Raw genomic sequence first — 23,028 nt, 5'->3', positions numbered from 1 at the left:
CGCCCTGTGACCAATTCAAAACTCTCAGCCAGAGAACGAGCATCGGCGGTCTATGATTAAGATTCCCGCCGTTCAAACTGGCCGTTAAGGTTGTCGTTTTCGACTAGGGAGCTGTGTGGATATTAAAACTGTGTGGGCGCGACCCTGGATCAAACGCATTACTGTGGTATTGGCGCTGTTCGGCCTGTATCTGTTACTGAGCGGTTGGGTTCTGCCCAGAGTGATTGAGCGCCAGTTACCCCAACTGGCCGGTGAACAGCTGAACGGCCAGTTGACGCTGGAACAGGCTCAGTTTCACCCTCTGACCTGGCAGTTGCAGCTGCATCGATTGGCACTGGTTGATGTCGATGGGCAGTCGCTGGCGGGCCTTGAACATTTCTCTGTGGATCTTGACCCCTGGCGGTCACTGTTCAGCTGGCAGGCTTGCCTGCGCGAAGTGTCTCTCACTGCGCCCTATGTGAATTATGTCGAACGAGAGGGGGGCGACTCCAACCTGATGCAGGTTTTGGCACCGCTACTGGCGACCCCGTCGGCAGAACCGAGCCCGTCTGCGTCGTCGTCTGATCTGCCCGGGGTCACCGTAGACCGTTTTCACCTGTCGCAAGGCCGGGTCCAGTATCAGCAGCAGGATGGGGCCAGCACCGAGTTGACCCAGCTGCAGCTGCAGGCAACGGAGCTGGCGCTGGCGGCCCAGGATAACCGGTTGCAATTGGACTTGACGGGTAAGGGCGGCGGCACGTTGTCGCTGACTGCGGTGGCCGGTCTAAATCCATTGACTCTGAACCTGGATGGTCAGCTGAAACGGGCCGATCTGACTCGTTACTGGCCCTTTGTCGCCAGACTGTTTGAATTTGAACTGGAGCAGGGGCGGTTGGATGCGCAGTTTGGCTTGCGCCTGGCTCAACAAGGGGATGACCTGGAGTTGGCTCTGGCGCCGAGCCGGGTGACACTGAACGATCTGGCCCTGACCCGGGAGCAGCAGCCCTTGCTCAATCTGGACTCCCTGTCAGCGACGGGTGTCGAGTTGTCGCTGCTGGAACAGCGCGTCGGGCTGGACAGTGTCACCCTAAGTGGTGGCCAGGCCAGCATGCGACTGGATCCTCAAGGGCTGGACTGGGCCCGACTGATGGCCGAGCGCCGAGATTCGACACCGCCTCCGCCGGGGGAGGCGCCGCCATCGCCTTGGCAGGTGAATCTGGCGCGGCTCCAGCTGCGTGATCTGGGGCTGGCGTTTACCGATACCACCCAGCCTGAGATTGCCCGTTGGCGTCTGGATCTGGATCAGGCCGGTGTGGGTCCGATAAGCACCGATCTGAGTCAGGCCATCGAGGTGTCGGTGACCAGTCGCGTTAATGAGCGTAGCCCGTTAACCTTTGATGGTCAGTTGGTTCCCCAGCCGTTTTCCCTGACCAGTCGATTGAGCCTGGCGGAGTTCGCCCTGACCGATACCCTGCCCTATTGGCAGTCTTTGGTGCCGTTGTCTCTGACCCAGGGACAGCTGGCCACACAGGGGAGCCTGACCATTGAGGAGCTGTCGCCGCTGGCGCTCAGTTACGATGGTGAGCTGACGGTAACGGATCTGGTGACTCAGGATCCGGATCAGGGGCGTGACTTTGTGAAGTGGCAGTCTCTGAAGGTGGCGGATATGTCGTTGACCACCCTGCCACTGGCGCTGTCCATCGACACGGTGGCGGTCAACCAGCCTTATGCCCGGGTGATCATCGAAGAGGATGGCAGCACCAACATTCAGGCGTTGATCGCCCCCTCAGGCACCACCCCGGCCAGCTCGCAGCCTGAGGAGGCTCAAACTCAGGAGGCCACCTCAGAGCCGATGGCCATTGCGATCAAACGGATCGAGCTTAACGATGGCGGCGCGTTCTTTGCTGATAACAGCCTGACACCGAAGTTCGCCACTGGCATCGAAACCCTGGGAGGCAGCATCGAAGGGCTGAGCTCGAATCCCGCCTCCCGGGCGGTGGTCGACATTCAGGGGCAGGTGGATCGTTACGCTCCCATGAGCCTCACCGGAGAGCTGCAACCGCTGGCGGTGGAGAGCTTTATCGACCTGGCCCTGACCTTTGATAACCTCGATCTGACGTCACTGAATGCCTATTCCGGCACCTATGCCGGGTATTACATCGATCAGGGTCAGCTGGATTTGGCGCTGCATTATGCCCTCGAGGATCGAATGCTTCGCGGCAGCAACCAGGTGGTGATCGATAAATTGAAGCTGGGTAAACGCAGTGACTCGGATAAGGCCACCAGTCTTCCGGTGGCCCTGGCCATCGCTTTGATGCAGGATGCCAATGGCGTCATCGATCTGGGGCTGGAGGTCAGTGGCAACGTCGACGAGCCGGATTTTGCCATTGGTCCGCTGGTTGGCAAGGCTCTGTTTAATGCTATCACCAAAATTGTCACCTCACCCTTCTCGCTACTGGGCAGCCTGCTGGGGGGAGAAGAGCCCGCCAATGAGGTGATGTTTCTGGCCGGGAGCCACCAGGTGCCGGTGGCTGAGAAGGGGCAGCTGAAACAGCTGGTGTCGGCGCTGACACAGCGACCTAAGTTGACGTTGTCGGTACAGGGAGCGGTGATGCCTGCCGTCGATGGCCGCGCCCTGGCCAAAGCCCGGTTGGATCCTCGCCTGGGAGCCACCGGCGACGTTAACGACCAGGCGCCGGATCCGGCGCTGGAGGAGGCCCTGCGGGCCGCCTATGATGCGACTCGCGGAACTGGTGCCGCCGAGGCACTGAAAGCCGGCTATGCCGACAATGATGCAGGCTGGCGCGCCGAATTGTACCGTCAGTTGCTTGCTCAGACCCGGGTTGCCGACGATGAACTGGCGGCCTTGGCGGCGGCGCGTGCCGATGCGGTTAAGCGGGTGCTGAGTGACGATCTGGGGCTGGAGGCTAACCGGGTGTTCATTCGGGAGAGTCGGGTTGAGTTGGATCGAAGCGGTACCAAGGTCATTTTGGAGCTGGATGCCGGTAACTGACGTTGACCAGAGTAAAAAGCCCGCGCCAAGGCGCGGGCTTTTTGTTGAACGCTGACCGGTTAACCGTCACCCAGGGTGAGCAGCGTGGCATTGCCGCCGATGGCGGTGATGTTGTTACTGCGGGTTTTCTCGGTCACGAAGCGAGTCAGGTAGTGGGGGCCGCCCGCTTTGGGTCCGGTGCCGGACAGGCCCTGGCCACCGAAGGGTTGCACACCCACTACGGCACCCACCTGATTACGGTTGATGTAGGCGTTGCCGACATTCACCTGATCGGCGATCGACTGAGCGTGGGTCTCGTTGCGGCTGTGAATCCCGAGAGTGAGGCCAAAGCCGGTGCTGTTGATCTCTTCGATCACCTGGTCGATCTGGCTGGCCTGATAGCGAATCACGTGCAGAATGGGGCCGAAGTGCTCCTTCTCCAACTGGCCGATGTGGCGAATCTCAACCGCGGTCGGCTGAACGAAATGGCCGTGTTTGCACTCCGAGGAGAGCGGCGCCTGGAACAGCAGTGTGCCCTCTTTGGTGATGCGATCGATATGGCCGTTGAGGTTGCTCTGGGCGGTGGCGTCGATGACCGGGCCAAGGTCGGTCTTGTGCAGGGCCGGGTTGCCCACATGCAGTTCGGCCATGGCCCCCTTGAGCAGATCGATCAGCTTGTCGGCGATCTCCTCCTGTACGTACATCACCCGCAGCGCCGAGCAGCGTTGACCTGCGCTGGTAAAGGCGGACTGTACGGCGTCCTTAACCACCTGCTCCGGCAGGGAGGTGGAGTCCACCACCATGGCGTTTTGGCCACCGGTTTCCGCCACCAGGGGCACGATGGCGCCGTCCCGGCCCGCCAGGGAGCGATTGATCACCTTGGCGGTTTGAGTGGATCCGGTGAAGCAGACGCCGGCGATGCGATCGTCACTGGTGAGGGTACCGCCCACTAGGGCGCCGCTGCCGGGCAGCAGCTGCAGGGCGGCGGTGGGGATGCCGGCTTCATGGGCCAGTTGCACTGCCCGATAGGCCACCAGGTTGGTTTGTTCGGCCGGCTTGGCAATCACGGTATTGCCGGTGACCAGGGCGGCAACCACCTGGCCGAGGAAGATCGCCAGCGGAAAGTTCCACGGGCTGATGCACAGGAAGGTGCCACGCCCCTGGACAAACAGCTCGTTAAGTTCACCGGTGGGGCCGGGCAGTGTGGTCGGCTCACCCTGCATCTTGCGGGCCTGAACCGCGTAGTAGCGGCAGAAGTCCACCGCTTCCCGCACTTCGTCGATGCCGTCCTGAAGGGTCTTGCCCGCTTCGCGGGTGCACAGGGCGATCAACTCTTCCCGGTGGCTTTCCAGCAGGTCGGCCAGGGTTTCGATGGCACCGGCACGCAGATCCACGTCGGTGCGGCTCCAGATAGGGAAACCGGCATTGGCGACCTGAACGGCTTTTTCTATGGTCTCGGCATCGGCAAAGTGCACCTGGCCGACCTGTTGGCCGTGATTTTGCGGGCTGGTGACCTTGCGCTCTTCGCCACACAGTATGGGCTGGCCATCCACCAGTGGAGCGGCTTGCCACTGGCTGTCCTTGAAGCTGTCCAGTTTAGCGAAGAAGGGGCGGGATTCTGCGGCGATGTTCATATTGATTCCTTTCGAGTTCTGACGCTCGCTGCCAAAAATAGCCTGTGGCAGGACAATCTTGTTGTTGTGTAGGGTCGGACAGGCCGTCAGCGTGGTGGCCGGGTGCTCGATCAGACTCTCTACCGGGGTGTTGGGATCGATGACCTTATGCACGAACGAGGAGTTGGCCCCGTTTTCCAGCAGACGTCGAACCAGGTAGGGCAGCAGGTCTTCGTGGGCGCCAACGGGGGCGTAGATGCGCACTGGCTGGTGATGCGTGGACAGAACCGGGTCATACAACTCCTGGCCCATGCCATGCAGTCGCTGGAACTCAATGTCGCGGTCGCCGGCCATATCGAGAATGGCGGCCACGGTGTGGGCGTTGTGGCTGGCGAACTGGGGATAGATGTTGCCCTGGGTCAGGTTCGACAGCAGGAACCGGGCACAGGCCAGGTAGGACACATCGGTGGCGGACTTGCGGGTGAACACCGGATAGTTGTCGACCCCCAACTGCTGACAGTGTTTGATCTCACTGTCCCAATAGGCCCCCTTGACCAGGCGGATCGGGATGCGATCGCCCTGTTCGGCGGCCAGTGTGTTAAACCAGCACAGTACTGGCAGAGCGGTTTTGGCGTAAGCCTGTACGACGGAGCCCAGGTTACCCCAGCCCTTGGCGGCCTCACTGCGATACAGTTTTTCAAACAGATCGACGTACAGTTCCAACCGATCCGCCTCTTCGGCATCCATGGTGATGCCGACACCGAATTTTCGGCCCAACTGGATCAGTTCAATCATCCAGTCATAGAGTTCGTCCAGTACCCGCTCTCTGTGGGCGGCGTCGAATTTGGGGTGGATGGCCGTGAGCTTCACCGAGATGGTGGGAATCGGAGCATCGGCGTTGCGGTACTGGTGGTTGCCTAGGGTGTGGATGGCGTCCACATACTCCTGGAAATGGCGTTTGGCATCGGCGTGGGTCAGGGCGCCTTCTCCCAGCATGTCGTAGGAGTGGGTATAGCCGATGCCGCGATTGTCTTCGCTGTTCTTCAGGGCCTCGTTGATGGAGCGGCCCAGTACGAATTGCTTGCCCATGATCTTCATGGCGGCGTACATCGCCTTGCGGATGATGGGCTCTCCGACCCGGTTCACCAGTCGGGCCAGCAGGTTGTTGGGGTTACCGTCCAGTGTTCTGTCCAGGGTGACCACCTTGCCGGTGAGCATCAGACCCCAGGTGGAGGCGTTCACCAATACGGAATCGGATTCCTTCAGGTGGCTGCTCCAATCGGCGCCGGAGAGCTTGTCCTCAATCAGGGCGTCGGCGGTGGCGGCATCGGGGATACGGAGCAGCGCTTCCGCCAGACACATCAGGATGATCCCTTCTTGGGTGTCCAGGCTGTATTGCTGTAGGAAGGCGTCGATACCGATGGCAAGGCCTTTCTTTTCCACACCGCGCACTTCAGTCACCAGATTCCCGGCCTTGCGGGTGATGCGCTCGATGGTCTCCTGATCCTGCGGCACCAGCTGCAGCAGCTCCTGCAGGTAGGCCGACTCATCGGCGCCGTGGCTGGTACTGATCGCTTCCCTCAGGCTGGGGAGATCGGTGGGTATTCCATTCGCCAGTACTTGGCTTGCTTTAAACATTGCGTGTCCCTCGTATTCCATGGGGGGCACGGATTGCTGTGAACTGGGTTGTTTTTGTATACAATCCGCGCTGATGGCGCGCACAGTATATCGCCAAATTGTGACCTGGAACAGCCTTTGGCTAAGGATTGTTCAGTGGTCGGCGGACAAACAAAAGGCGCCACGATATGGCGCCTGGATTGAATCGGTAACTCCAATGAAAATGATTTTAAAATCAGCCTATTGAGTTACCTTTTTACAGGGGGAATCCAGCCTGGTTCAGACCCAGCCTCCTGAAGATTTGCGTCGACGCTGAGGTCGCGGCAGGTAGGCCAGAATCAAGCCCACCAGCAGGCCGCCACCGGCCACCAGGCCACCCTGTTGCAGCCACTGCCAGCGCTCGCTGTTCTTCATGCTCTTGTTTTCAGCCTTGAGCTGCTCATTCTCGATGGAGAGGCTGTCGAGGGTGGTTTTCAGATCCGCCTCGGTGTTCATCGCCGAACGTTGGCTCTCCTCGAGCTGACTGTTCAGCTGCTCAACCTGGCTCAGTAGCTGGTTGTTTTGCTGTTGCTGCTGCTGCAGTTGCTGCTGGAGGCTGCTGACCTCCAGGTTGAGTCGGGGCACGGCCAGGCGGAAGCTCTCACCCCGGGCCAGCTGATCCTCTTTGATCCAACCGGTACGGCCTTTGTCATCGGTGATCTGGACGTAGTCACCCTGAGTTTTTCCGGTGGCGGTGACCGGGGTGCCGGCAGGCACCGACCCCAGAATGCGGAACTGGTTGCCGGGACCGGCCACCAGGTAGACGTAGATGTCTTCGGAGATACTGAGCTCTTGTGCCTTTACCGGCGCGCCTACTGCAAACAGAAGACTGAGCAGAAAAGCAGAACCTGCCAATGTCTTGCGCATGTTTTTGTGCCTTTTCAAAACCAAAAAAACCCGCTGCCCGTGGAAGACAGCGGGTATTATCCTAACCTGATATTAACTCATAATCGCGCGAATCAGGTAGAAGATTACGATCGACAGGCCTGCACCGGCAGGCAGGGTGATGACCCAGGACACTACGATGTTGCGCACCACGCCCAGGTTCAGGGCGGCGATACCGCGGGCCATGCCTACACCCAATACCGCACCGACCAGGGTTTGGGTGGTGGAGATTGGCAGGCCGGTACCGGAGGCGATCACCACGGTGGATGCAGCAGCCAGTTCGGCGGCAAAGCCTCGGCTTGGGGTCAGGTGGGTGATGTTTTTACCGATGGTGGTGATTACCCGGCTGCCCAGGGTCGCCAGACCGATAACAATACCGACGCCACCCAGAGGCAGAATCCACCAGGCAAGACCGGCCTTGGCAGTGATGATGCCTTCCGCATGGACAATGGACACCACGGCGGCCAGAGGGCCGATGGCGTTGGCGACGTCGTTGGAGCCGTGCGCAAAGGCCATACCACAGGCGGTAACGATCATCAGTACCGCAAACACCTTCTCTACATTGGCAAAGTGGGTGTCTTTGTTGGCGCTGGGGTCGAATTTGAGGCGACCGATAAAGAACTTGCCGATGATGGCGACGATCACGGAAACCAGCAGTGCCAGGCCCCAGGCTTCGGCGTTGTCGAAGTGCAGACCGACGTGCTTCAGACCCTTCTTGATGGTCACCAGAGAGATGACCAGGCCAGCCAGACCCATGTAGAGCGGTACCCAGCGCTTGGCATTTTTAAGCGGATCTTCGGTATCAAAAATCAGCTTTTGGGCACTTTGGAAAATTAGATAGGCGATGAAACCAGCGATGGCGGGGGTCACAATCCAGGAGCCGACGATGCCGGCAACCTTGCTCCAGGAGACGGCGTCAACCCCGACTCCCACGGAGGCAAAACCGATGATGGCGCCAATGATGGAGTGGGTGGTGGACACTGGCCAACCGAGGAAAGAGGCCGCAACCAGCCAGATACCCGCGGCCAGCAGAGCGGAGATCATGCCGTACACCAACAGCTCGGGGCTGTCGACAAAGTAGGCGGAATCGATGATCCCCTTACGGATTGTCGAGGTCACTTCGCCACCAGCCAGATAGGCACCCGCGAACTCGAAAATCATTGCAATGATAATGGCTTGTTTAATGGTCAGTGCGCCGGAACCCACAGAGGTTCCCATCGCATTGGCGACGTCGTTGGCGCCAATACCGTAAGCCATCAGAAAACCGAATACTGCAGCCACCAAAATCAACCAGGGGCCGTAATTTACCAGTACTTCAACCATGGTAAAACCTTAACTATTGTTTTCGCATCATGCGCGAGCGAGCATAAGCTCCAGACGCGAGCCTACACGCTCTGCCTGGTCGGCCAAATCGCCGGCCCACTCAAGAATTTTGTACAGGAACATCACATCCACAGGATTGAGGGTGTCCTCAATGCTGAACAAACGACGGCGCAGGATAATCTGCATATGATCGGTGTCGTCTTCGATGCGGTCCAGTTGCTGAATCATCTCTTCGACCAGATTCACTTCACGGCCACGGAAGCCGGTTTCCAGAAGATCGTCCAGTTCGTTAATGGCCTTGGCGGCTTGAGATACTGCGTCAATGCAGCGTTGTAGATAGGCTTTTAAATCTTCCTGTAGTTCTGCAGGCATCACCATCTCTCGCCCAATAATGCGGCCGGCAATGTCTTTGGCCTTATTGGCGATCTTATCCTGCTGAGTCAGAAGCTCGAGCATGTCGGTACGTTCTACCGGCATGAACAGGCCCCCGGGCAGGGTCAGACGGATCTCCCGCTTCAGAGAGTCGGCTTCGCGCTCCAGGCGGCTTACTTCCGCTTGCATTGCGCGGGCGTCATCCCACTGTTGGTCGATTACTGCTTCCATAAATGGAATCAGCTTTTTGGACGCTTCATGCACTTTCTGCATGTGCTCTTGAAGCGGTTTAATCGGTGACTTTGCAAAGACACCTAAGATCGAGTTCACTGGCATAGCCAAATAACCTTCTGGGTATTGAGCTCAATTGCATTGGCGCGCGCATGTTACCCTATGCACCAATATAAGCAACATCAAATAGTCGACCTTGGGGGGTTCATTTTAGAACCATGCGCTATAAAAGCGCCGATTTCCAAGGTCGGGCGAATCCTAGGACAGTTGTGTGACACTTATATGACAATGTGACACCTTGCTGACAGTAAATTGAAGATTTCACTAATTTTAACTACTTATGGAAACTGAATTAAAGCTTCTTTTGACCGGAGTGAACCACCATCAGCTTGTCGATGCCCTGTCGGAGCATGGCCAGGTGCTGAAGGAATCACGACACTACCTGATCAACCAATATTTCGATACGCCTGCCCTGGCTCTGCGTCAGATGGACATTGGTCTAAGGGTACGCCAAAAGGGGCGGGCCCGTGAACAAACCATTAAAACCGCCGGTACCTCGGTTGCCGGCATCCACCGGCGGCCGGAGTATAACCTTGACCTGGATGGCGACTGGCCGGACTTGAGCACATTTCCGGCATTGGTGTGGCAGGGGGCGGATGTGGCCGAGTTGCAGCGTCAGTTGCAGCAGCAGTTTGCCACCAATTTTGATCGTCATGCCATTGAGCTCCAGTTGGCGGACGGCACCCGGCTTGAGGTGGCCCTGGACCAGGGAGAGGTGTTGGCCGATGGTCGCAGTGACACCATCGATGAGCTGGAGCTGGAGTTGATAGAGGGGAGTCTGGCCAGTGCGCTGGCGTTGGCCCAGACACTGGCTAAGCGGTTTGCCCTGCGCCTGGGGCGGGCCAGTAAAGCCGCCCGGGGGTATCGACTGGCCGGACTGCAGCCGCCGATGGCGCTGGAAACGGAAGCGCCTCTCAGTTTGGCACAGGGGCTGTCAGCCTGGCAGGCCAATGAATCGGCCCTGCTGGCCGGGCACGACGGTGCCCGCCGGGCCCTGATAACCCAGTTCAATACCCTGACTCAGGCGCTGATGGCCACAGAGCCGGCACTGGCGATGCGCCTGGGAGCATTGGGGCAGGCGTTGGTGGACGCCGAGGATCCCGGGCAAAGGCTCAGGACTTTGCTGGCGAATCCGGGCTATGGTCAGGTTCAGCTGGCACTGTTGGCACGGGTACTGGAGCAGGAGCAGGAGCAGGGGTAAGAGTTTCCAACCGGGCCAGTATCTGCTCATTTTGCTGATGCAGGCGCTTCAGTTGTCGCTCCAGCTCATCGGAGCGCTGCTGTAATTGTTGGTTTTGCTGGTGCAGTTTCTCCTCCTCTTCGGGGGAGACAAAGACCGAGGCCAGGTAACCGGCAACGATGCCGAAAAAGCTGACGCCGCAAACGATCACCACTGCGCCGATGACGCGCCCCTCCATGGTGATTGGGTAGAAATCGCCGTAACCAACGGTAGAGATGGTCACCAAGGCCCACCAGATGGCGTCTTCGGCGGTAGTGATGTTGGCGCCGGCGACGCCGTCTTCGAATAGCAGGATCAGCACCGAGGATAGGGTCAGCACGGTTACCAGGCCCACCAGCAGGCTGGTGACGGTGGTTTCCCGTTTGTGCTGCAGAAACGGCTTCAGCAGTGAACGGCTCATCCGTACCAGACGGATGACCCGCAGTACCTGGAATATCCGCGCATAACGCAGTTGTTCGATCATCGGCAACGAGGCGACCAGATCGATCCAGTGGTTGCGAAGGTAGTGCCCTTTGTAATCTGACTTAACCAGCCCCCAGAAAAAGTTGCTGATGAACACCATACAGATGGCGAAGTCGATGAGGATCAGCAGCCGTATCGATTCCTTGGTTTCGTCGTTGAAGGCGATGACCAGTACGATGATCACCGACAACAGTGACAGCAGCATCATTCCCAGTTCTCTGGGGCTTAGTGACTCTTTTTTCATAGTTCTCTCAATTCATGATGGCATCAAGCAGCCAGGCGACGCCGATCCATTGAGCGGCGGCCAGGGCGGCGATGCCGCCGTTGTCCTGCAGGGCAATCTCTTTATCGGGATTGATTTTGAGCATCACCCAGGCGCTGAGCAGACGCTGCCACAGGACCAGAATCATCAGGCCGACGAGACTGGTGCTCAGCCATTGCCACAGCAGTAACAGGGGGCGGTGAATGTTGCCATCGGTCAGGGGAATGGCGTTGGCCATCACCATGGCCGAGGCCAGGATGATGCCACTGTGATTTAACGCGACAGAACGCTGATCCTGGCCGATGGCTTGCTGGAATGGGCCATAGCTTCGGCGGTTGTGCAGCCACTGAATGCCGTGGCTGATGACCGTCAGCAGCGCCAGGCTGGCAAGGTAGAGGAGGGCATAGCTGATGAACGCCATAAAACTGGGGGCGGGTGTTAGCTGCTGAAGCAGGGCGCGCACCACCAGGGCCGCGGCGATGGCGGCGCTGGCATCGGTCAGTGCCATGGCCAGGTTGCCCGCCAGTATCTGGGCTTTCTTCTCGATGCGATCGATGGCGAAACGGTCGTTGACCCACAGGCTGATGCGGATCAGCAGCAGGCCGCTGAGGCCGAAGCAGGCCAAACTCAGCCCCTGCTCGAGGTAACCGGCGGCGCCCGTCCGCGGCAGGATGCCGCTGATGACCATGGCCATCGCCAGCAAAGATCCCGAGGTGCTGATGCCAAAGGCGACGTTGTCCCTGTCGGCCAGTTCCTGCTGGCTGCTGACCCCTTCCCACCAGCCCTGGCTGAAGCGTAACAGGGTAAACAGCGCCAGGCTGACGCCGATCTCCAGTCCCAGGTATCCCCAGTCCGGTTGCCACCATTGAGCCATTGTCACCCGCTGCCTTCCTCCCTGGTTTCTGCTAAGGTAATCGCAGAAAGATCCGTCATCACAGGAAGTTATTATGAGCCTGCCGTTTGAGTTCGACAACCTCCCTTCGCCGCTGCAGCAGCAGGCTCGGCATCATTTTGCCCGATTTGAATCCGAAGCGGCGGCGAATCTGCCGCCGTCGCAGCGACAGCAACTGCTGCTGTTGTTTGCAGTTTCTGATTTCATCGGTACCCAGATGAGCCGCGACAGCCAGTGGCTGGCGCCATTTTTTGCGGCCTTGTCACAGCACCTGCGTCACCCCCAGTATCTGCCGGAGCTGACTCAGGCTCTGGCCCAGTGTCAGTCTGAAGTCGAAGCCAAACGGGCATTGAGACGATTCAGGCAGCGGCAGATGATGGTGATCGCCAGCCGCGACATTCTCGGTTACGCCGGCCTGGACGAATCGCTGGCGCACCTGTCGGAACTGGCCGAGGCCCTGATTGTGGCCAGCCGCGACTGGCTGGCCCAGTTTCTGTCCGGCCGCTATGGCTACCCCTGTGATGCCCAGGGCCAGCGGCAAAGCCTGTTGATCCTGGGGATGGGCAAACTGGGGGGCGGCGAGCTCAACTTCTCATCCGACATCGATCTTATCTTCACCTATCCGGAAAACGGCTGCACCGACGGCGACCGGCAGCTGGACAACCAACAGTATTTTATTCGCCTCGGGCAGAAACTGATCGCGTTGCTGGCCGACGTGGACGGTGACGGCTTCTGTTACCGGGTCGACATGAGGCTGCGTCCTTTTGGCGAGGCCGGGCCGCTGGCGGTCAGCTTCGATGCCATCGAGGATTACTATCAGGAACAGGGGCGTGAGTGGGAGCGCTACGCCATGGTCAAGGCGCGGGTGATGGGAGACTGCCAGCCGGGTGACGCCCTGGCGAAGTTGCTGCGACCCTTTATCTATCGCCGCTATCTGGATTTTTCCGCCATCGATGCCCTGCGGCGGATGAAGGCGTTGATCGAGTCCCAGCTCAGACGCAGTGCCCTGACCAACAACATTAAACTTGGCCGGGGCGGGATTCGGGAGGTGGAGTTTGTGGTTCAGACCCACCAGTTGATCCGTGGCGGACGCGAGCCGGCGTTGCGGCGCCAGCAACTGTTGCCGGTGCTGGCGGAGCTGCAGCGTAGCAACTGCATCAACGGTCAGGATTTTCGCCGCCTCCAGGACGGCTACCGTTTTTTGAGACGACTGGAAAACCTGCTGCAGGCGTTGGCGGATCAGCAGACGCAGACCCTGCCGGACAACCCGGAGGATCAGCTGCGATTGGCGCTGACCATGGGCTACAGCGATTATCCGCAGCTGCTGGAACAGATTCAAATCCATATGGATGGCATCCATATAGTGTTCAAAGAGACCATCGGTGGCGGTGAACAGGATGAGGAGGAGCTGGGTGAGCTGCCGGCACTGTGGCAGCACCCGGAACCTGACGTGGACGCCATCTTGAGCGAGCAGGGGCTGGAAGCCGAGCTGGCGGGGCCGCTGATGCGGGTTCGCAGTGAGTTCTCCCGTCGCACCATCGGCCCCCGGGGGCGCGATACCCTGGACAAGTTGATGCCGAGGCTGCTGCTGGAGTTGGCGGGTAAAACTGAGCAGGTGCCATTATTTGAGCGTACGGTGGCGGTGGTCGCCACCATCCTGACCCGAACCACCTACCTGGAGCTGCTGTTGGAAAACCCCGCCGCGCGGCAGCAACTGGTGCGTTTGTGTGCCGCCAGTCCCTGGATCGCCGAACAGCTGGCGGCCTATCCGATTCTGCTTGATGAACTGATCGACCCCATGCAGCTGTATCAGGTGCTGCCCCAGGATGGTTATGCGGCCCAGTTGCGGGAGTTCCTGTTGCGGGTGCCCGAAGAGGACATGGAGCAGCAGATGGAAGCGCTGCGGCAGTTCAAGCAGATCAGTCAGCTGCACATCGCCGCCGCCGACATTACCGGGGTGCTGCCGGTGATGAAGGTCAGCGACCACCTGACCTGGCTGGCCGAGGCCATCATCGAGCAGGTGGTTAACCAGGCCTGGCAACAGCTGCTGGTTCGCCACGGCGCGCCGGCGGGAGCCGGGCCGGACAAAGGCTTTGCGGTGGTGGCCTACGGCAAGCTGGGAGGGCTGGAGTTGGGGTATGGCTCGGATCTGGATCTGGTGTTTCTGCATAATGCCCGGCCGGGCAGCACCGACGGCGACAAGCCCATCGATAATGGCCACTTCTACCTTAAGCTGGCGCAGCGGGTGCTGCACCTGTTCTCCACCCGCACCCTCTCCGGCATCCTCTATGAGGTGGACATGCGTCTGCGGCCCTCCGGTGCTTCCGGACTGCTGGTGAGCCACATCAACAGTTACGCCGAATATCAGCGTCAGGAGGCCTGGACCTGGGAGCATCAGGCCCTGGTGCGGGCGCGAATGGTCTATGGCGAGGCGGAGTTGGTGAAGCAGTTCAACGGCATTCGTGAGCAGGTGCTGTGTCAGCCCAGGGAACGCAAGGTGTTGACTCAGCAGGTGGCCGAGATGCGGCAGAAGATGCGCGATCATCTGCTCAAGGGCGGTGCCGATCAGTTCGATTTGAAACAGGGACCCGGCGGCATCACCGACATCGAGTTCATTACTCAATACCTGGTGCTGGCCCATGGTGAGGCGATGCCAGAGCTGACCCGGTGGTCCGATAACGTCCGGATTCTGGAGCTGGCATTGGAGAAGGGCCTGCTGAGTGCCGAGCAGGCCGACCTGTTGGTACGCACCTACACCGACATTCGTGACAGCAACCACCACCTGGTGCTGGCGGGCCAAAGTGGGGTGATTGCGATGAAGGACAGGCCGCCGTTGTGTGAGCAGGTGGCGACGCTGTGGCAGGCGATTTTTTGACATTGATCACAGTAGGGGGAATAATCCCCTAAACTGATCCGACCAGTGACAAGGAAGAGTATGTCAGACAACTATCTGCTCAAGTTACGCAAGCGACTGGGGGTGTTGCCCTTTGGTGATTGGCTGTTGATGCGGGTGGTGGCCAACAAGGCCCCCTACTTCAAAACCATCTCTGCCCGCCTGGATGGGCTGGAGCCTAATCGCGCCAGTTGCGTGATCCCCAAGAAACGCAAAGTCGAGAACCACATCGGCACCGTGCATGTGATCGCCATCTGTAATGGCCTGGAGATCGCCATGGGACTGGTGGCGGAAGCGTCGATACCCAAGCACCTGCGTTGGATTCCCAAGGGGATGAGCCTGGAGTATACCGCCAAGGCCGGCTCAGACATCCGCTGTGTGGCCGAGACCGATGCCGATGCCTGGCAAGCGGGGGATCTGCCTGTCACCGTCACCGCCTACGATGATCAAGGCACCGTGGTGGTCAAAGGGGTGATCAACCTGTGGTTGTCGGAAAAGCCTGCACGGAGCTGAGTGAGAGCGAAAATGGACAGACACCCGCTGATGAGCGGGTGTCTGGCGCGGCTCAGTAAAACTTCGGGTCGTCCGGGTTGGGGCGGGTCTTAAAGCGGCGGTGCAGCCACATGTATTGCTCGGGGCGGCGGCTGATCAACGACTCCAGAATCTTATTGCCACGCTCGGCGTCCTGCTGGTCGCTGTCACCGGGGAAGTTGTCCAGGGGCGGCAATACCTCGATGGTGTAGCCGGAGTGGTCGGCATTGCGTTCGACGAAGAACGGCATCACTTTAGCCTTGCCCAGCTTGGCCAGGGTCGAGGCTCCGGTCACGGTAACTGCCTGATCCACGGCGAAGAAGGGGGCAAACACCGCGCCTTTGCGGCCGGCGTCCTGATCGGCGGTGTACCAGATCACCTCTCCGGCGCGCAGCGCCTTGACCATCTGCCGTACCTCTTTTTTCGGAATCAGCCCCTTGTTGGAGCGCAGCCGGCCTTTTACCTGCAGGTATTCCATAAACTTGTTGTTGTGGGGACGGTAGACGCCGACGCCGGGGCAGTGCTGACCAAACAGCCGGGCACCGGGCTCCAGCATCAGGCAGTGAGCGGCAAACAGAATCACCCCCTGACCGTCGGCTCTGGCCTGATCGATGTGCTCCATCCCCTTCAGGGTCATGTGCTTGTGAATGCGGGCATCGCTCCACCACCAGCCGTTGACGCAATCCAGCAGCGCCATGCCGGTCTCGGCAAAGTTGGCATCGAGCAGGGCTTCTCGCTCGGCGTCGCTTTTGTCTGGAAAACACAGCTTCAGATTCACCCGGGCCACATGAGCGCGTTTCTTCAACAGTCGTTTCAATACGCCGCCAAGGGCTTTGCCCAGCCGCCACTGGATTGGCAAGGGCAGCAAAACCAGCACTTTAAGTACGGCAATGCCGAGCCACATGGGCCAGAATCTGGGGTGCAGAAACGCACGATCAAATTGAGCTTCGGTGACCATGGTAATCCCATTAAAAAGAGTGAGCTGGGTATTCTAACAGCCCTGCGGGGCGCTGTGATACACTTTGCTGCATTGCATTTAACTAAGATTCGCTATGAAAGTTTCCCTGCCTGCTTTTGATCAAGCACGAGTGCTCGTCGTCGGTGATGTGATGCTCGATCGTTATTGGACTGGCCCTACCGGCCGCATCTCACCGGAAGCGCCGGTGCCTGTGGTCAAGGTGGAGCAGATTGAAGATCGTCCCGGGGGGGCCGCCAACGTGGCCCTGAATATCGCCGCATTGGGCGGCCAGGCCCAACTGGTGGGGCTGGTGGGGAAAGATGAAGCCGCCGATGCCCTCAGAAAAGGGGTCGAAGGCCTGGGGGTCCGTGAATCTCTGGTGGAAGTGGCCCAGTGGCCCACCATCACCAAGCTGCGGGTGTTGTCTCGCAACCAGCAACTGATTCGGTTGGACTTTGAAGAGTCCTTTGCCCCCATCAGTTCGGCCCTGATCGCCGAGCGCACCGAGTCGCTGGTTACCGGTGTCGGCGCACTGGTGCTGTCCGATTACGCCAAGGGCGCCCTGACCGACGTCGGTGAGTTGGTGCGACTGGGTCGTCAGGCCGGAATACCGGTGCTGGTGGATCCTAAGGGCAGCGATTTTGAGAAGTATCGGGGGGCGACACTGTTGACTCCCAATATGAGCGAATTTGAGCAGGTGGTGGGACCGGTGGCCGATGAAGCGGATCTGGTGGCAAAGGGCCAGGCGCTGATTCAACAACTGGAGCTGGATGGCTTGCTGGTCACCCGTTCGGAAAAAGGGATGACTCTGCTGGAGCCCGACAAGCCGGAATTGCACCTGCCCGCCGCCGCCCGGGAGGTGTATGACGTCACCGGCGCCGGCGATACGGTGATCTCGGCGCTGGCGACCGCACTGGCAGCGGGCTCGCCGCTGGATCAGGCTTGTGCCCTGGCCAATGCGGCAGCCTCGGTGGTCGTCGGCAAGCTCGGCACCTCGACGGTCTCGGCCTTGGAGCTGGGCCAGGCGGTGGCCCATAACCACCAGGAGGGGGGCTACGGGGTGATGTCGGAGGCTCAGTTAAAGTATGCGGTCGACAGCGCCAAGGCCCGCGGCGAAACCGTGGTGATGACCAACGGCTGTTTCGACATCCTGCATGCCGGTCACGTCAGCTATCTGCAGCAGGCGCGGGAGTTGGGGGATCGCCTGATCGTGGCGGTGAATACCGACGCCTCGGTGCGCAAACTGAAAGGGGATGGCCGCCCGGTCAACAGTGTTGATCGTCGTATGGCAGTCCTGGCCGGGCTGGGGGCGGTGGACTGGGTGGTGCCTTTCGGTGAAGACACTCCCCAGCGGCTGATTGGTGAGGTATTGCCGTCGGTGCTGGTCAAAGGCGGTGACTACCGGATCGAAGAGATTGCCGGTGGCCAGGAGGTGATGGCCAACGGCGGTGAGGTGAAAATTCTGGGTTTTGAGGACGGCTGCTCCACCACCGCCATCATCAACTCGATTCAGTCCCGGAGCGACTGATGTTGACCACCCTGCTGTTGGCGGCAGGGTTGGCCATGCCGTCGGTGCCGGTGTGCGATCGTGCCGAACTGCCAGCCTGCGCGGGGTCACTGCCGCCGTCGCTGCTGCAGATCCTCCCGGCCCACTGGGGCCGTGATCCCCACACCCTGGGCCATGCGCTCTCCCGCCAACTGGCGGGGCAGGGAGCGGTGACCCTGACCCAGGGTGATCAGGCGCTGATCCTCACCGACAGGCGGCGCATAGCCCAGCCCCATATCCTGCTGGTGGGCTACCAGGTCTACGAGTTGCCGTCGGTGCATTCGCTCGAGTTGGCGCTGCTGCATGAGCAGGGCCACCTGCTCACCCTTGCCGAGACGTTGCGCACCCCCTACCGTTTTCCCTACGGGCCGGCGTTGTGGGGCGAGGAGGCGATCGCCGATCTGCATGCCCTGTGGCAGCTGGCCCGGCGCGGTGAGCTGGATCAGGGCTGGAGCCTGGTGCACCTGCGCAACTTCAATCTGATGGGATCGGCGCCAGACTGGGCCCACTGGAGCACGCCGGTGCTGCTGCCCTGGCTGGAGACGCCGGAGCGGGGAGCGCAGCTGGCCGGATTGAGCTTCGATCAGGTGCTGGTCCAAAGCGTCATCGCCACCCCCGATTTGCCCCACTTCCGTACCCTGGGACGGCGCCAGTTCGGCCCCGGCCGCGGCGGCTACCCCTATGTACCTGCTCCCCTGGTGACGCGCTGGTGGCAGATGCTGGAGCCCAGCCTGGCGTTGTTGATGGGGGTGGATTACCCCGACTACCGGGATCGGCAGTATCGGCTGATGATGGCGAAATCCGCTAATTTACGGTGAGATTTGCCGATATTCGCTACCCACCTTTAGCTATATCCATATAAAATCAAATACTTAAGCAACTGGTTCAGAACTTGCTACAGTGAGGAGACCGGCGGCCTGACCTCCGCCGGTTGAGGGGAGACCCCCGACCTTGACGACATCGAACGCTGCCCTGCGCCGAGCCCGACAATCGGTGCCGGGCAGCGCCCCTATAGAACAACAACATAAGGAGAGTCAGATGCTGACTTCAGGATCCATCGTTGCCATTGTGGCCATCGTTATGGGATGCCTGGTTGCCATGATAAAGAGCAAACACAGGAGTGATTCCAAGGCCCACATCGATCAGTTCAGTCAGTTGGAGCAGGAGCTGAACGCGACCCGTGAGCGTTGCCGCACCCTGGAGGAGCGGGTGGTGGTGCTGGAGAAGATCGTTACCGATTCCGGCTTCGATCTGCGACAGGAGATATCCCGGCTGGGATAGGGGGGGGACCATGGAATCCTTGATCCTGTTTTTGGTATTCGCCGGGCTGATCCTGTGGGGCGTCGGTTCAGTAGTATTGAACGACAGCAACAAGTCCAAACTGAAACAGCGGTATGACAAGCATTTTTCCGGAATCAACAAGGTGCTGAATGCCGAGGATATCGGGGACGGGATGGACGCGTCAGGGATGGCGGAATCCGAGCCGGTGGCGCGGCGTCTGCAGCAGCTTGAGGAGCAGCTGCAGGCTTTCAGGGTCCAGTCAGAAAAGGACCGCAGGCGCATCGAGACCCTGGAGAAACTGGTGACCGACAGTGGCGACCAGACCGGTCAGGTGATCCGGCACATCTGACCCTTTAGACGTTCCGTTACCTCTCGACTATAAGTACAAGAGGCTTGATATTTGGGGGGGGAACGGCATGACCAAATTGGACATTGATACGGCGGACTTCCAGCACTTGATCGCGTGTCGCAAGGCCGCCAAGGAGGCGGGCGACGCCTACCACAAGGCGGTGGAAGCCCTGGCCCGTTGTGGTGAGTCCAGCCGCGCCGCCTGGATTCAGGAGTGCAAGCGCGCCTTTGCCGTCAAGCAGAAGGCCCTGGCGGCCGAGAGGGAGGAGTTTCACCGGGTCTTCGATGAGCTGCCCCAGGGGCTGCCGAAGGATTGAAGCGGCGCCAAGCTGGCCGGGCATGATAGGTGCCGGGCTCAAGGCGCTGCGCCTTAGCGAATCAGTCTGCTGTGGCTGAGTGGCCGATATCCAGGGTGATCCCCGAACCGCTTCGCCGCCAGGTCGTACAGCGGGATCTTCGACGATCCCCACCGCTTATCCCCCTGTAGGATCTCGGGCAATCGACCGCGGTTGAGGGAAGTCCTGGGCCAGCCACCGGGAAACCACACTCGCTTTTTCAAACTGTGGTTTGGGGTTGATGGTATTACCAGAATATCCGTGCCCGAATGCCGGCTATCCAGATCTGGTCCTGGCCCGGGTTGAGCGCGGGATCGACAATAAGCTGGATATCCGGCGTCAGCTCGAGGTTTTTGCCCAGTTTCATGTAGTAGAAGGCTTCGGCGGTGTACTGGTCGCTGCCGGCATCCGCCCAGTTGATGGCAAAGCCAAAGTGATTTTTGGGTGCCAGCATGCCGTAGTAGACGAATCCCAGGCTCAGCGACTCCTTGATACCCAGCAGGCTGCCATCCTGGGCATTACCGTAGCGGACAAAGGGCAGCCAGTTGCCCTTCATCATCGAGGCGGAGAGGTTGAAACCCTTATCGCTGGCCTGGTTGAGAAAGTCGCTCTTGTCCGACTGCCACAGGGTCAGGTGGATGTTGTTGAGGTAGATCTGTTCCTGTGAAGAGGTCCAGCCGAGTTCAATGCTCCTGAAGTAATGGTTGTCATTGAAGAAGTTGTCGACGCTTTCCAGGGGGCGGGTGGGATCCGCCTCCATATCGCTGATGCCGGCGATGACAAACAGACTGTCGGTGAGCATGTGCCCCAGGGCCGCGCCAAAGGTGGCATCTCCGGGCAGGGCGATGGTGTTGGTGCCGGTGCTGAAGGCGAAGTTCATAAAGCCGGTCCACGGGCTGGCGGCGGCGTAGACATCGACATAGTCGGTGACATCCATAAAGCCGGCAATCAGGGTACCTTCGCCGTCGGACAGGGTCTGTTTCCAGTAGAGGTTGGTGAGCCTGCCCTTCTCGTCATTGAAGGGGGGCGTGACCAGCCCCAGGCCACCGGCGCCAAACTCAAAATTTTTCACCGAGGTGTCGGTGTAGCTGTGCCGGTGTTCCAGCTTCCACACCAGGGAACCGCCGCCGTTCTCCTGCTGCCCCTGAGGGCGCCAGGAGCCGTAGAGCCGAACCATGCCGCTGATTGCCTCCTTGTCGGAGCCCGGCAGCACGGTGTCGGCGTACAGGCCCACCGCCGAGTAGTCGAGGCCTAACTCAATCCCTTTGGCAGACCACTGTTCCCGGAGGGGCTTCTGCTGATCGCCTTTGTCGGCGCTGATCTGGTTGTCGACGGCGTCCGGGCCGCCGAAATTGGTGTCGCTGGCTGCCGCCTCAGCGATGACCAGAGTCAGCAGCAGGCCCAGGAGAACCGGATGGGGATGATAACTGGTGTGCATCGCAAACCCTCTTAAGGAGACCCGGACGCCCTCCTGGCGGCCCGGGTGCTTGGAATCAAAGGGAGTTCTTGTGGAACTTGCCATCTTTCATGATCACCTTGAACTTGTCGGTGTAGTCATTGAGGATGGAGATCTCCTTAAGCGGATTACCGTCGATAAGGATCAGGTCAGCGTAGGCCCCCGGTTCGATCACGCCCAGCTTGCCGTACTTGTAGGGGTTCATGCCGCCGGACCAGCTCAACACCTCTGCCGCGTTGGAGGTGCCCATCTTCATGATCTGGAAGGGGGAGAAGCCCACCGTCGACATCCACACCATGTTGTCCGCCTGGCGCAGGTTGTAAGCGGGGCCGAACATGTCGCCACCGGTGACGATAAGCAGGTCGTGCTTGCGGGCCCACTCGAACATCTGTTTGGCCCCTTTGTTTACCGAGGCCGCCTTGGCTTTCTGGTCCGGGGTAAAGAAGGTGATCGTCTCCGGTTTGGCAAAGGCCTCCAGGGACATCACCGCCTGGGCCGACAGCGCCACCCCCTCCTGCTTCATCCGCTTGATGGTCTTCTCGGAGGCCAGGAAGTTGTGCTCAATGACTTTGACCCCGGCGTCGATGGCGCGGTTGACCGAGCGGTCGTGGTAGGCGTGGGCCAGCACATAGGTGCCATAATCTTTGGCCACTTCGACAATGGCCCTCATCTCCTCCTCGGAGAACTGGGTGGTGTGGATGGGGTCGAACTCGCTGGCCACGCCGCCGCCGGCCATGATCTTGATCTGGGTAGCCCCGGAGCGCAGGTTTTGTCGCGCGGCCCGGCGGGCCTCGGTAACACCATCGACGATGTAGCCGAAGCCGTGGCGCTCAAGATCGTCCACCCGTCCTGGTACATCATTGAAGCTGCCGGTGTCGGCATGGCCGCCGGTCTGGCTGAGAAAGCCCCCCGATGGATAGACCCTGGGTCCCTCGAGCAGACCGTTGTTGATCGCCTTAGCCAGACCGAGGATATTACAGCCAGTGTCCCGGGCAGTGGTAAACCCCTGATCCAGGTACTGCAACATTGAGTGATAGGCCCTTGCGCCCATCGCCATCTGGTCATAGGCGTCGCGGCCGACCAGCATCCCCTCCTGAATACAGAAGTGGGCGTGCATGTCGATAAGCCCGGGGATCAGGGTCATCCCCTTACCGTCGACCAGGGTGGCGTTGGCGGAGGCTCCGGTATCCCGCCCCACCTTGGTGATGAGGTTGCCTTCGACCAGGACGTCGACGTTCTCAATCAGCGTTTCGCTTTTTCCGTCAAACACATTGACGTTCTTAAACACGATCTGATTCTGATCGCTGCCGTTTGCAATGCCGCTCAGGCTGGCGACAAGCGCTGCCGCGGCAACGAATAGGCGCACTACACTCTTCATCGGTCACTCCTGATGTTGGACTGTGCGGGAGGGGCTCTCCGCTGGCCAAGGTTAAAAAGCCGTCGCTACATACGGGCCATCCTGGCAAGGAAAAGCTGGCGCGGCTTGGAAGCGTCATCCGGTGGGCGGGCTTGGAACCGCCTCTATTCTGGATCTCACATGGACAGGACGCTAACTCACTGTGAGTAGGATTCGATAATTTAGCCTAGTCGAGAACTCGCGGTTTGCCATTCATGCCGATTGTCACTCAGCTATTGATTGACCTTACATTTTTTAAGGTTTTCACCGTTCTTCTGCGCGTTTCGGGCTGGCGGTGGGAAGACCTCGGGAGAGGG

At 59.8% G+C, this 23,028-nt stretch carries 18 protein-coding genes; 9 read left to right on the top strand and 9 right to left on the bottom strand.

Annotation, left to right across the window (positions count from 1 at the left end; translation table 11 throughout):
• Positions 1-115: 115 nt before the first annotated feature.
• Positions 116-2,992 (top strand): DUF748 domain-containing protein, encoded by a 2,877-nt coding sequence (locus tag BLT77_RS04040; protein WP_090362461.1) that lies wholly within the window; start codon positions 116-118, stop codon positions 2,990-2,992.
• Between the two features lie 59 nt (positions 2,993-3,051).
• Here BLT77_RS04040 and putA read toward each other — a convergent pair whose 3' ends face one another.
• The 4 genes from putA to BLT77_RS04020 form a co-directional block, all read right to left on the bottom strand.
• Positions 3,052-6,222 carry a bifunctional proline dehydrogenase/L-glutamate gamma-semialdehyde dehydrogenase PutA gene (gene putA / locus BLT77_RS04035; RefSeq protein ID WP_090362456.1) on the bottom strand — a complete coding sequence of 1,057 codons (3,171 nt, stop codon included), beginning with the start codon at positions 6,220-6,222 and terminating at the stop codon, positions 3,052-3,054.
• A 258-nt stretch (positions 6,223-6,480) separates the two neighbouring features.
• On the bottom strand, positions 6,481-7,107 hold the full coding sequence (locus BLT77_RS04030) for a TIGR04211 family SH3 domain-containing protein (protein ID WP_090362454.1): 627 nt from the start codon (positions 7,105-7,107) through the stop codon (positions 6,481-6,483).
• Between the two features lie 72 nt (positions 7,108-7,179).
• Positions 7,180-8,448 (bottom strand): inorganic phosphate transporter, encoded by a 1,269-nt coding sequence (locus BLT77_RS04025; RefSeq protein ID WP_090362450.1) that lies wholly within the window; start codon positions 8,446-8,448, stop codon positions 7,180-7,182.
• A 27-nt stretch (positions 8,449-8,475) separates the two neighbouring features.
• On the bottom strand, positions 8,476-9,156 hold the full coding sequence (locus BLT77_RS04020; RefSeq protein ID WP_090362447.1) for a TIGR00153 family protein: 681 nt from the start codon (positions 9,154-9,156) through the stop codon (positions 8,476-8,478).
• 235 nt (positions 9,157-9,391) lie between these two features.
• Here BLT77_RS04020 and BLT77_RS04015 point away from each other — a divergent pair, with 235 nt between their 5' ends.
• Complete coding sequence (locus BLT77_RS04015) at positions 9,392-10,312, top strand: CYTH domain-containing protein (RefSeq protein WP_090362444.1); 921 nt, start codon at positions 9,392-9,394, stop codon at positions 10,310-10,312.
• On the opposite strand, the gene BLT77_RS04010 is transcribed toward BLT77_RS04015, so the two are convergent.
• Positions 10,224-11,057 (bottom strand): potassium channel family protein, encoded by an 834-nt coding sequence (locus BLT77_RS04010; RefSeq protein WP_090362441.1) that lies wholly within the window; start codon positions 11,055-11,057, stop codon positions 10,224-10,226. The genes BLT77_RS04015 and BLT77_RS04010 overlap by 89 nt on opposite strands.
• A 7-nt stretch (positions 11,058-11,064) precedes the next feature.
• Positions 11,065-11,949, bottom strand: a complete 885-nt coding sequence (locus tag BLT77_RS04005; RefSeq protein ID WP_090362438.1) for a DUF350 domain-containing protein — start codon at positions 11,947-11,949, stop codon at positions 11,065-11,067.
• Between the two features lie 73 nt (positions 11,950-12,022).
• Here BLT77_RS04005 and glnE point away from each other — a divergent pair, with 73 nt between their 5' ends.
• Complete coding sequence (gene glnE / locus BLT77_RS04000) at positions 12,023-14,842, top strand: bifunctional [glutamate--ammonia ligase]-adenylyl-L-tyrosine phosphorylase/[glutamate--ammonia-ligase] adenylyltransferase (RefSeq protein ID WP_090362436.1); 2,820 nt, start codon at positions 12,023-12,025, stop codon at positions 14,840-14,842.
• 60 nt (positions 14,843-14,902) lie between these two features.
• Positions 14,903-15,373 (top strand): hotdog fold domain-containing protein, encoded by a 471-nt coding sequence (locus tag BLT77_RS03995; RefSeq protein WP_090362435.1) that lies wholly within the window; start codon positions 14,903-14,905, stop codon positions 15,371-15,373.
• A 52-nt stretch (positions 15,374-15,425) separates the two neighbouring features.
• On the opposite strand, the gene lpxL is transcribed toward BLT77_RS03995, so the two are convergent.
• Positions 15,426-16,349: an LpxL/LpxP family Kdo(2)-lipid IV(A) lauroyl/palmitoleoyl acyltransferase gene (gene lpxL / locus BLT77_RS03990; protein WP_090362433.1), complete on the bottom strand. Its 924-nt coding sequence runs from the start codon at positions 16,347-16,349 to the stop codon at positions 15,426-15,428.
• 94 nt (positions 16,350-16,443) lie between these two features.
• Between lpxL and hldE the strand changes: the two genes are divergently transcribed.
• The 5 genes from hldE (at position 16,444) to BLT77_RS03965 (ending at position 19,841) form a co-directional block, all read left to right on the top strand.
• Positions 16,444-17,877, top strand: coding sequence for a bifunctional D-glycero-beta-D-manno-heptose-7-phosphate kinase/D-glycero-beta-D-manno-heptose 1-phosphate adenylyltransferase HldE (gene hldE / locus BLT77_RS03985; RefSeq protein ID WP_090362431.1), 1,434 nt, complete (start codon positions 16,444-16,446; stop codon positions 17,875-17,877).
• Complete coding sequence (locus BLT77_RS03980; protein WP_090362428.1) at positions 17,877-18,713, top strand: hypothetical protein; 837 nt, start codon at positions 17,877-17,879, stop codon at positions 18,711-18,713. Before hldE ends, BLT77_RS03980 begins: the two co-directional genes overlap by 1 nt.
• A 220-nt stretch (positions 18,714-18,933) precedes the next feature.
• The gene (locus BLT77_RS03975; protein ID WP_090362425.1) at positions 18,934-19,176 is read left to right on the top strand and encodes a hypothetical protein; all 243 of its coding nucleotides are present in this window, start codon (positions 18,934-18,936) and stop codon (positions 19,174-19,176) included.
• Between the two features lie 10 nt (positions 19,177-19,186).
• The gene (locus tag BLT77_RS03970; RefSeq protein ID WP_090362421.1) at positions 19,187-19,525 is read left to right on the top strand and encodes a hypothetical protein; all 339 of its coding nucleotides are present in this window, start codon (positions 19,187-19,189) and stop codon (positions 19,523-19,525) included.
• 67 nt (positions 19,526-19,592) lie between these two features.
• The gene (locus tag BLT77_RS03965; RefSeq protein WP_090362418.1) at positions 19,593-19,841 is read left to right on the top strand and encodes a hypothetical protein; all 249 of its coding nucleotides are present in this window, start codon (positions 19,593-19,595) and stop codon (positions 19,839-19,841) included.
• 265 nt (positions 19,842-20,106) lie between these two features.
• Here the strand turns inward: BLT77_RS03965 and BLT77_RS03960 are convergent, their stop codons facing one another.
• Both BLT77_RS03960 and BLT77_RS03955 read right to left on the bottom strand, forming a co-directional pair.
• Complete coding sequence (locus BLT77_RS03960; protein WP_245709858.1) at positions 20,107-21,381, bottom strand: carbohydrate porin; 1,275 nt, start codon at positions 21,379-21,381, stop codon at positions 20,107-20,109.
• Positions 21,353-22,693, bottom strand: coding sequence for a metal-dependent hydrolase family protein (locus BLT77_RS03955; protein ID WP_090362412.1), 1,341 nt, complete (start codon positions 22,691-22,693; stop codon positions 21,353-21,355). Before BLT77_RS03955 ends, BLT77_RS03960 begins: the two co-directional genes overlap by 29 nt.
• Between the last annotated feature and the right edge of the window lie 335 nt (positions 22,694-23,028).

Origin of the sequence: Ferrimonas sediminum (assembly GCF_900100175.1) — a bacterium.
Taxonomy (GTDB): Bacteria; Pseudomonadota; Gammaproteobacteria; order Enterobacterales; family Shewanellaceae; genus Ferrimonas; species Ferrimonas sediminum.
This window is presented reverse-complemented; position numbering and strand designations above follow the sequence as displayed.

Coding starts and splice junctions, on each gene's coding strand:
- hldE (WP_090362431.1), top strand. CDS start 16,444: ATGAAAGTTTCCCTGCCTGCTTTTGATCAAGCACGAGTGCTCGTCGTC.
- BLT77_RS03970 (WP_090362421.1), top strand. CDS start 19,187: ATGGAATCCTTGATCCTGTTTTTGGTATTCGCCGGGCTGATCCTGTGG.
- BLT77_RS04025 (WP_090362450.1), bottom strand. CDS start 8,448: ATGGTTGAAGTACTGGTAAATTACGGCCCCTGGTTGATTTTGGTGGCT.
- BLT77_RS04015 (WP_090362444.1), top strand. CDS start 9,392: ATGGAAACTGAATTAAAGCTTCTTTTGACCGGAGTGAACCACCATCAG.
- BLT77_RS04005 (WP_090362438.1), bottom strand. CDS start 11,949: ATGGCTCAATGGTGGCAACCGGACTGGGGATACCTGGGACTGGAGATC.
- BLT77_RS03955 (WP_090362412.1), bottom strand. CDS start 22,693: ATGAAGAGTGTAGTGCGCCTATTCGTTGCCGCGGCAGCGCTTGTCGCC.
- BLT77_RS03995 (WP_090362435.1), top strand. CDS start 14,903: ATGTCAGACAACTATCTGCTCAAGTTACGCAAGCGACTGGGGGTGTTG.
- putA (WP_090362456.1), bottom strand. CDS start 6,222: ATGTTTAAAGCAAGCCAAGTACTGGCGAATGGAATACCCACCGATCTC.
- glnE (WP_090362436.1), top strand. CDS start 12,023: ATGAGCCTGCCGTTTGAGTTCGACAACCTCCCTTCGCCGCTGCAGCAG.
- BLT77_RS03965 (WP_090362418.1), top strand. CDS start 19,593: ATGACCAAATTGGACATTGATACGGCGGACTTCCAGCACTTGATCGCG.
- BLT77_RS03975 (WP_090362425.1), top strand. CDS start 18,934: ATGCTGACTTCAGGATCCATCGTTGCCATTGTGGCCATCGTTATGGGA.
- BLT77_RS04010 (WP_090362441.1), bottom strand. CDS start 11,057: ATGAAAAAAGAGTCACTAAGCCCCAGAGAACTGGGAATGATGCTGCTG.
- BLT77_RS04030 (WP_090362454.1), bottom strand. CDS start 7,107: ATGCGCAAGACATTGGCAGGTTCTGCTTTTCTGCTCAGTCTTCTGTTT.
- BLT77_RS03980 (WP_090362428.1), top strand. CDS start 17,877: ATGTTGACCACCCTGCTGTTGGCGGCAGGGTTGGCCATGCCGTCGGTG.
- lpxL (WP_090362433.1), bottom strand. CDS start 16,349: ATGGTCACCGAAGCTCAATTTGATCGTGCGTTTCTGCACCCCAGATTC.
- BLT77_RS04020 (WP_090362447.1), bottom strand. CDS start 9,156: ATGCCAGTGAACTCGATCTTAGGTGTCTTTGCAAAGTCACCGATTAAA.
- BLT77_RS03960 (WP_245709858.1), bottom strand. CDS start 21,381: ATGGCAAGTTCCACAAGAACTCCCTTTGATTCCAAGCACCCGGGCCGC.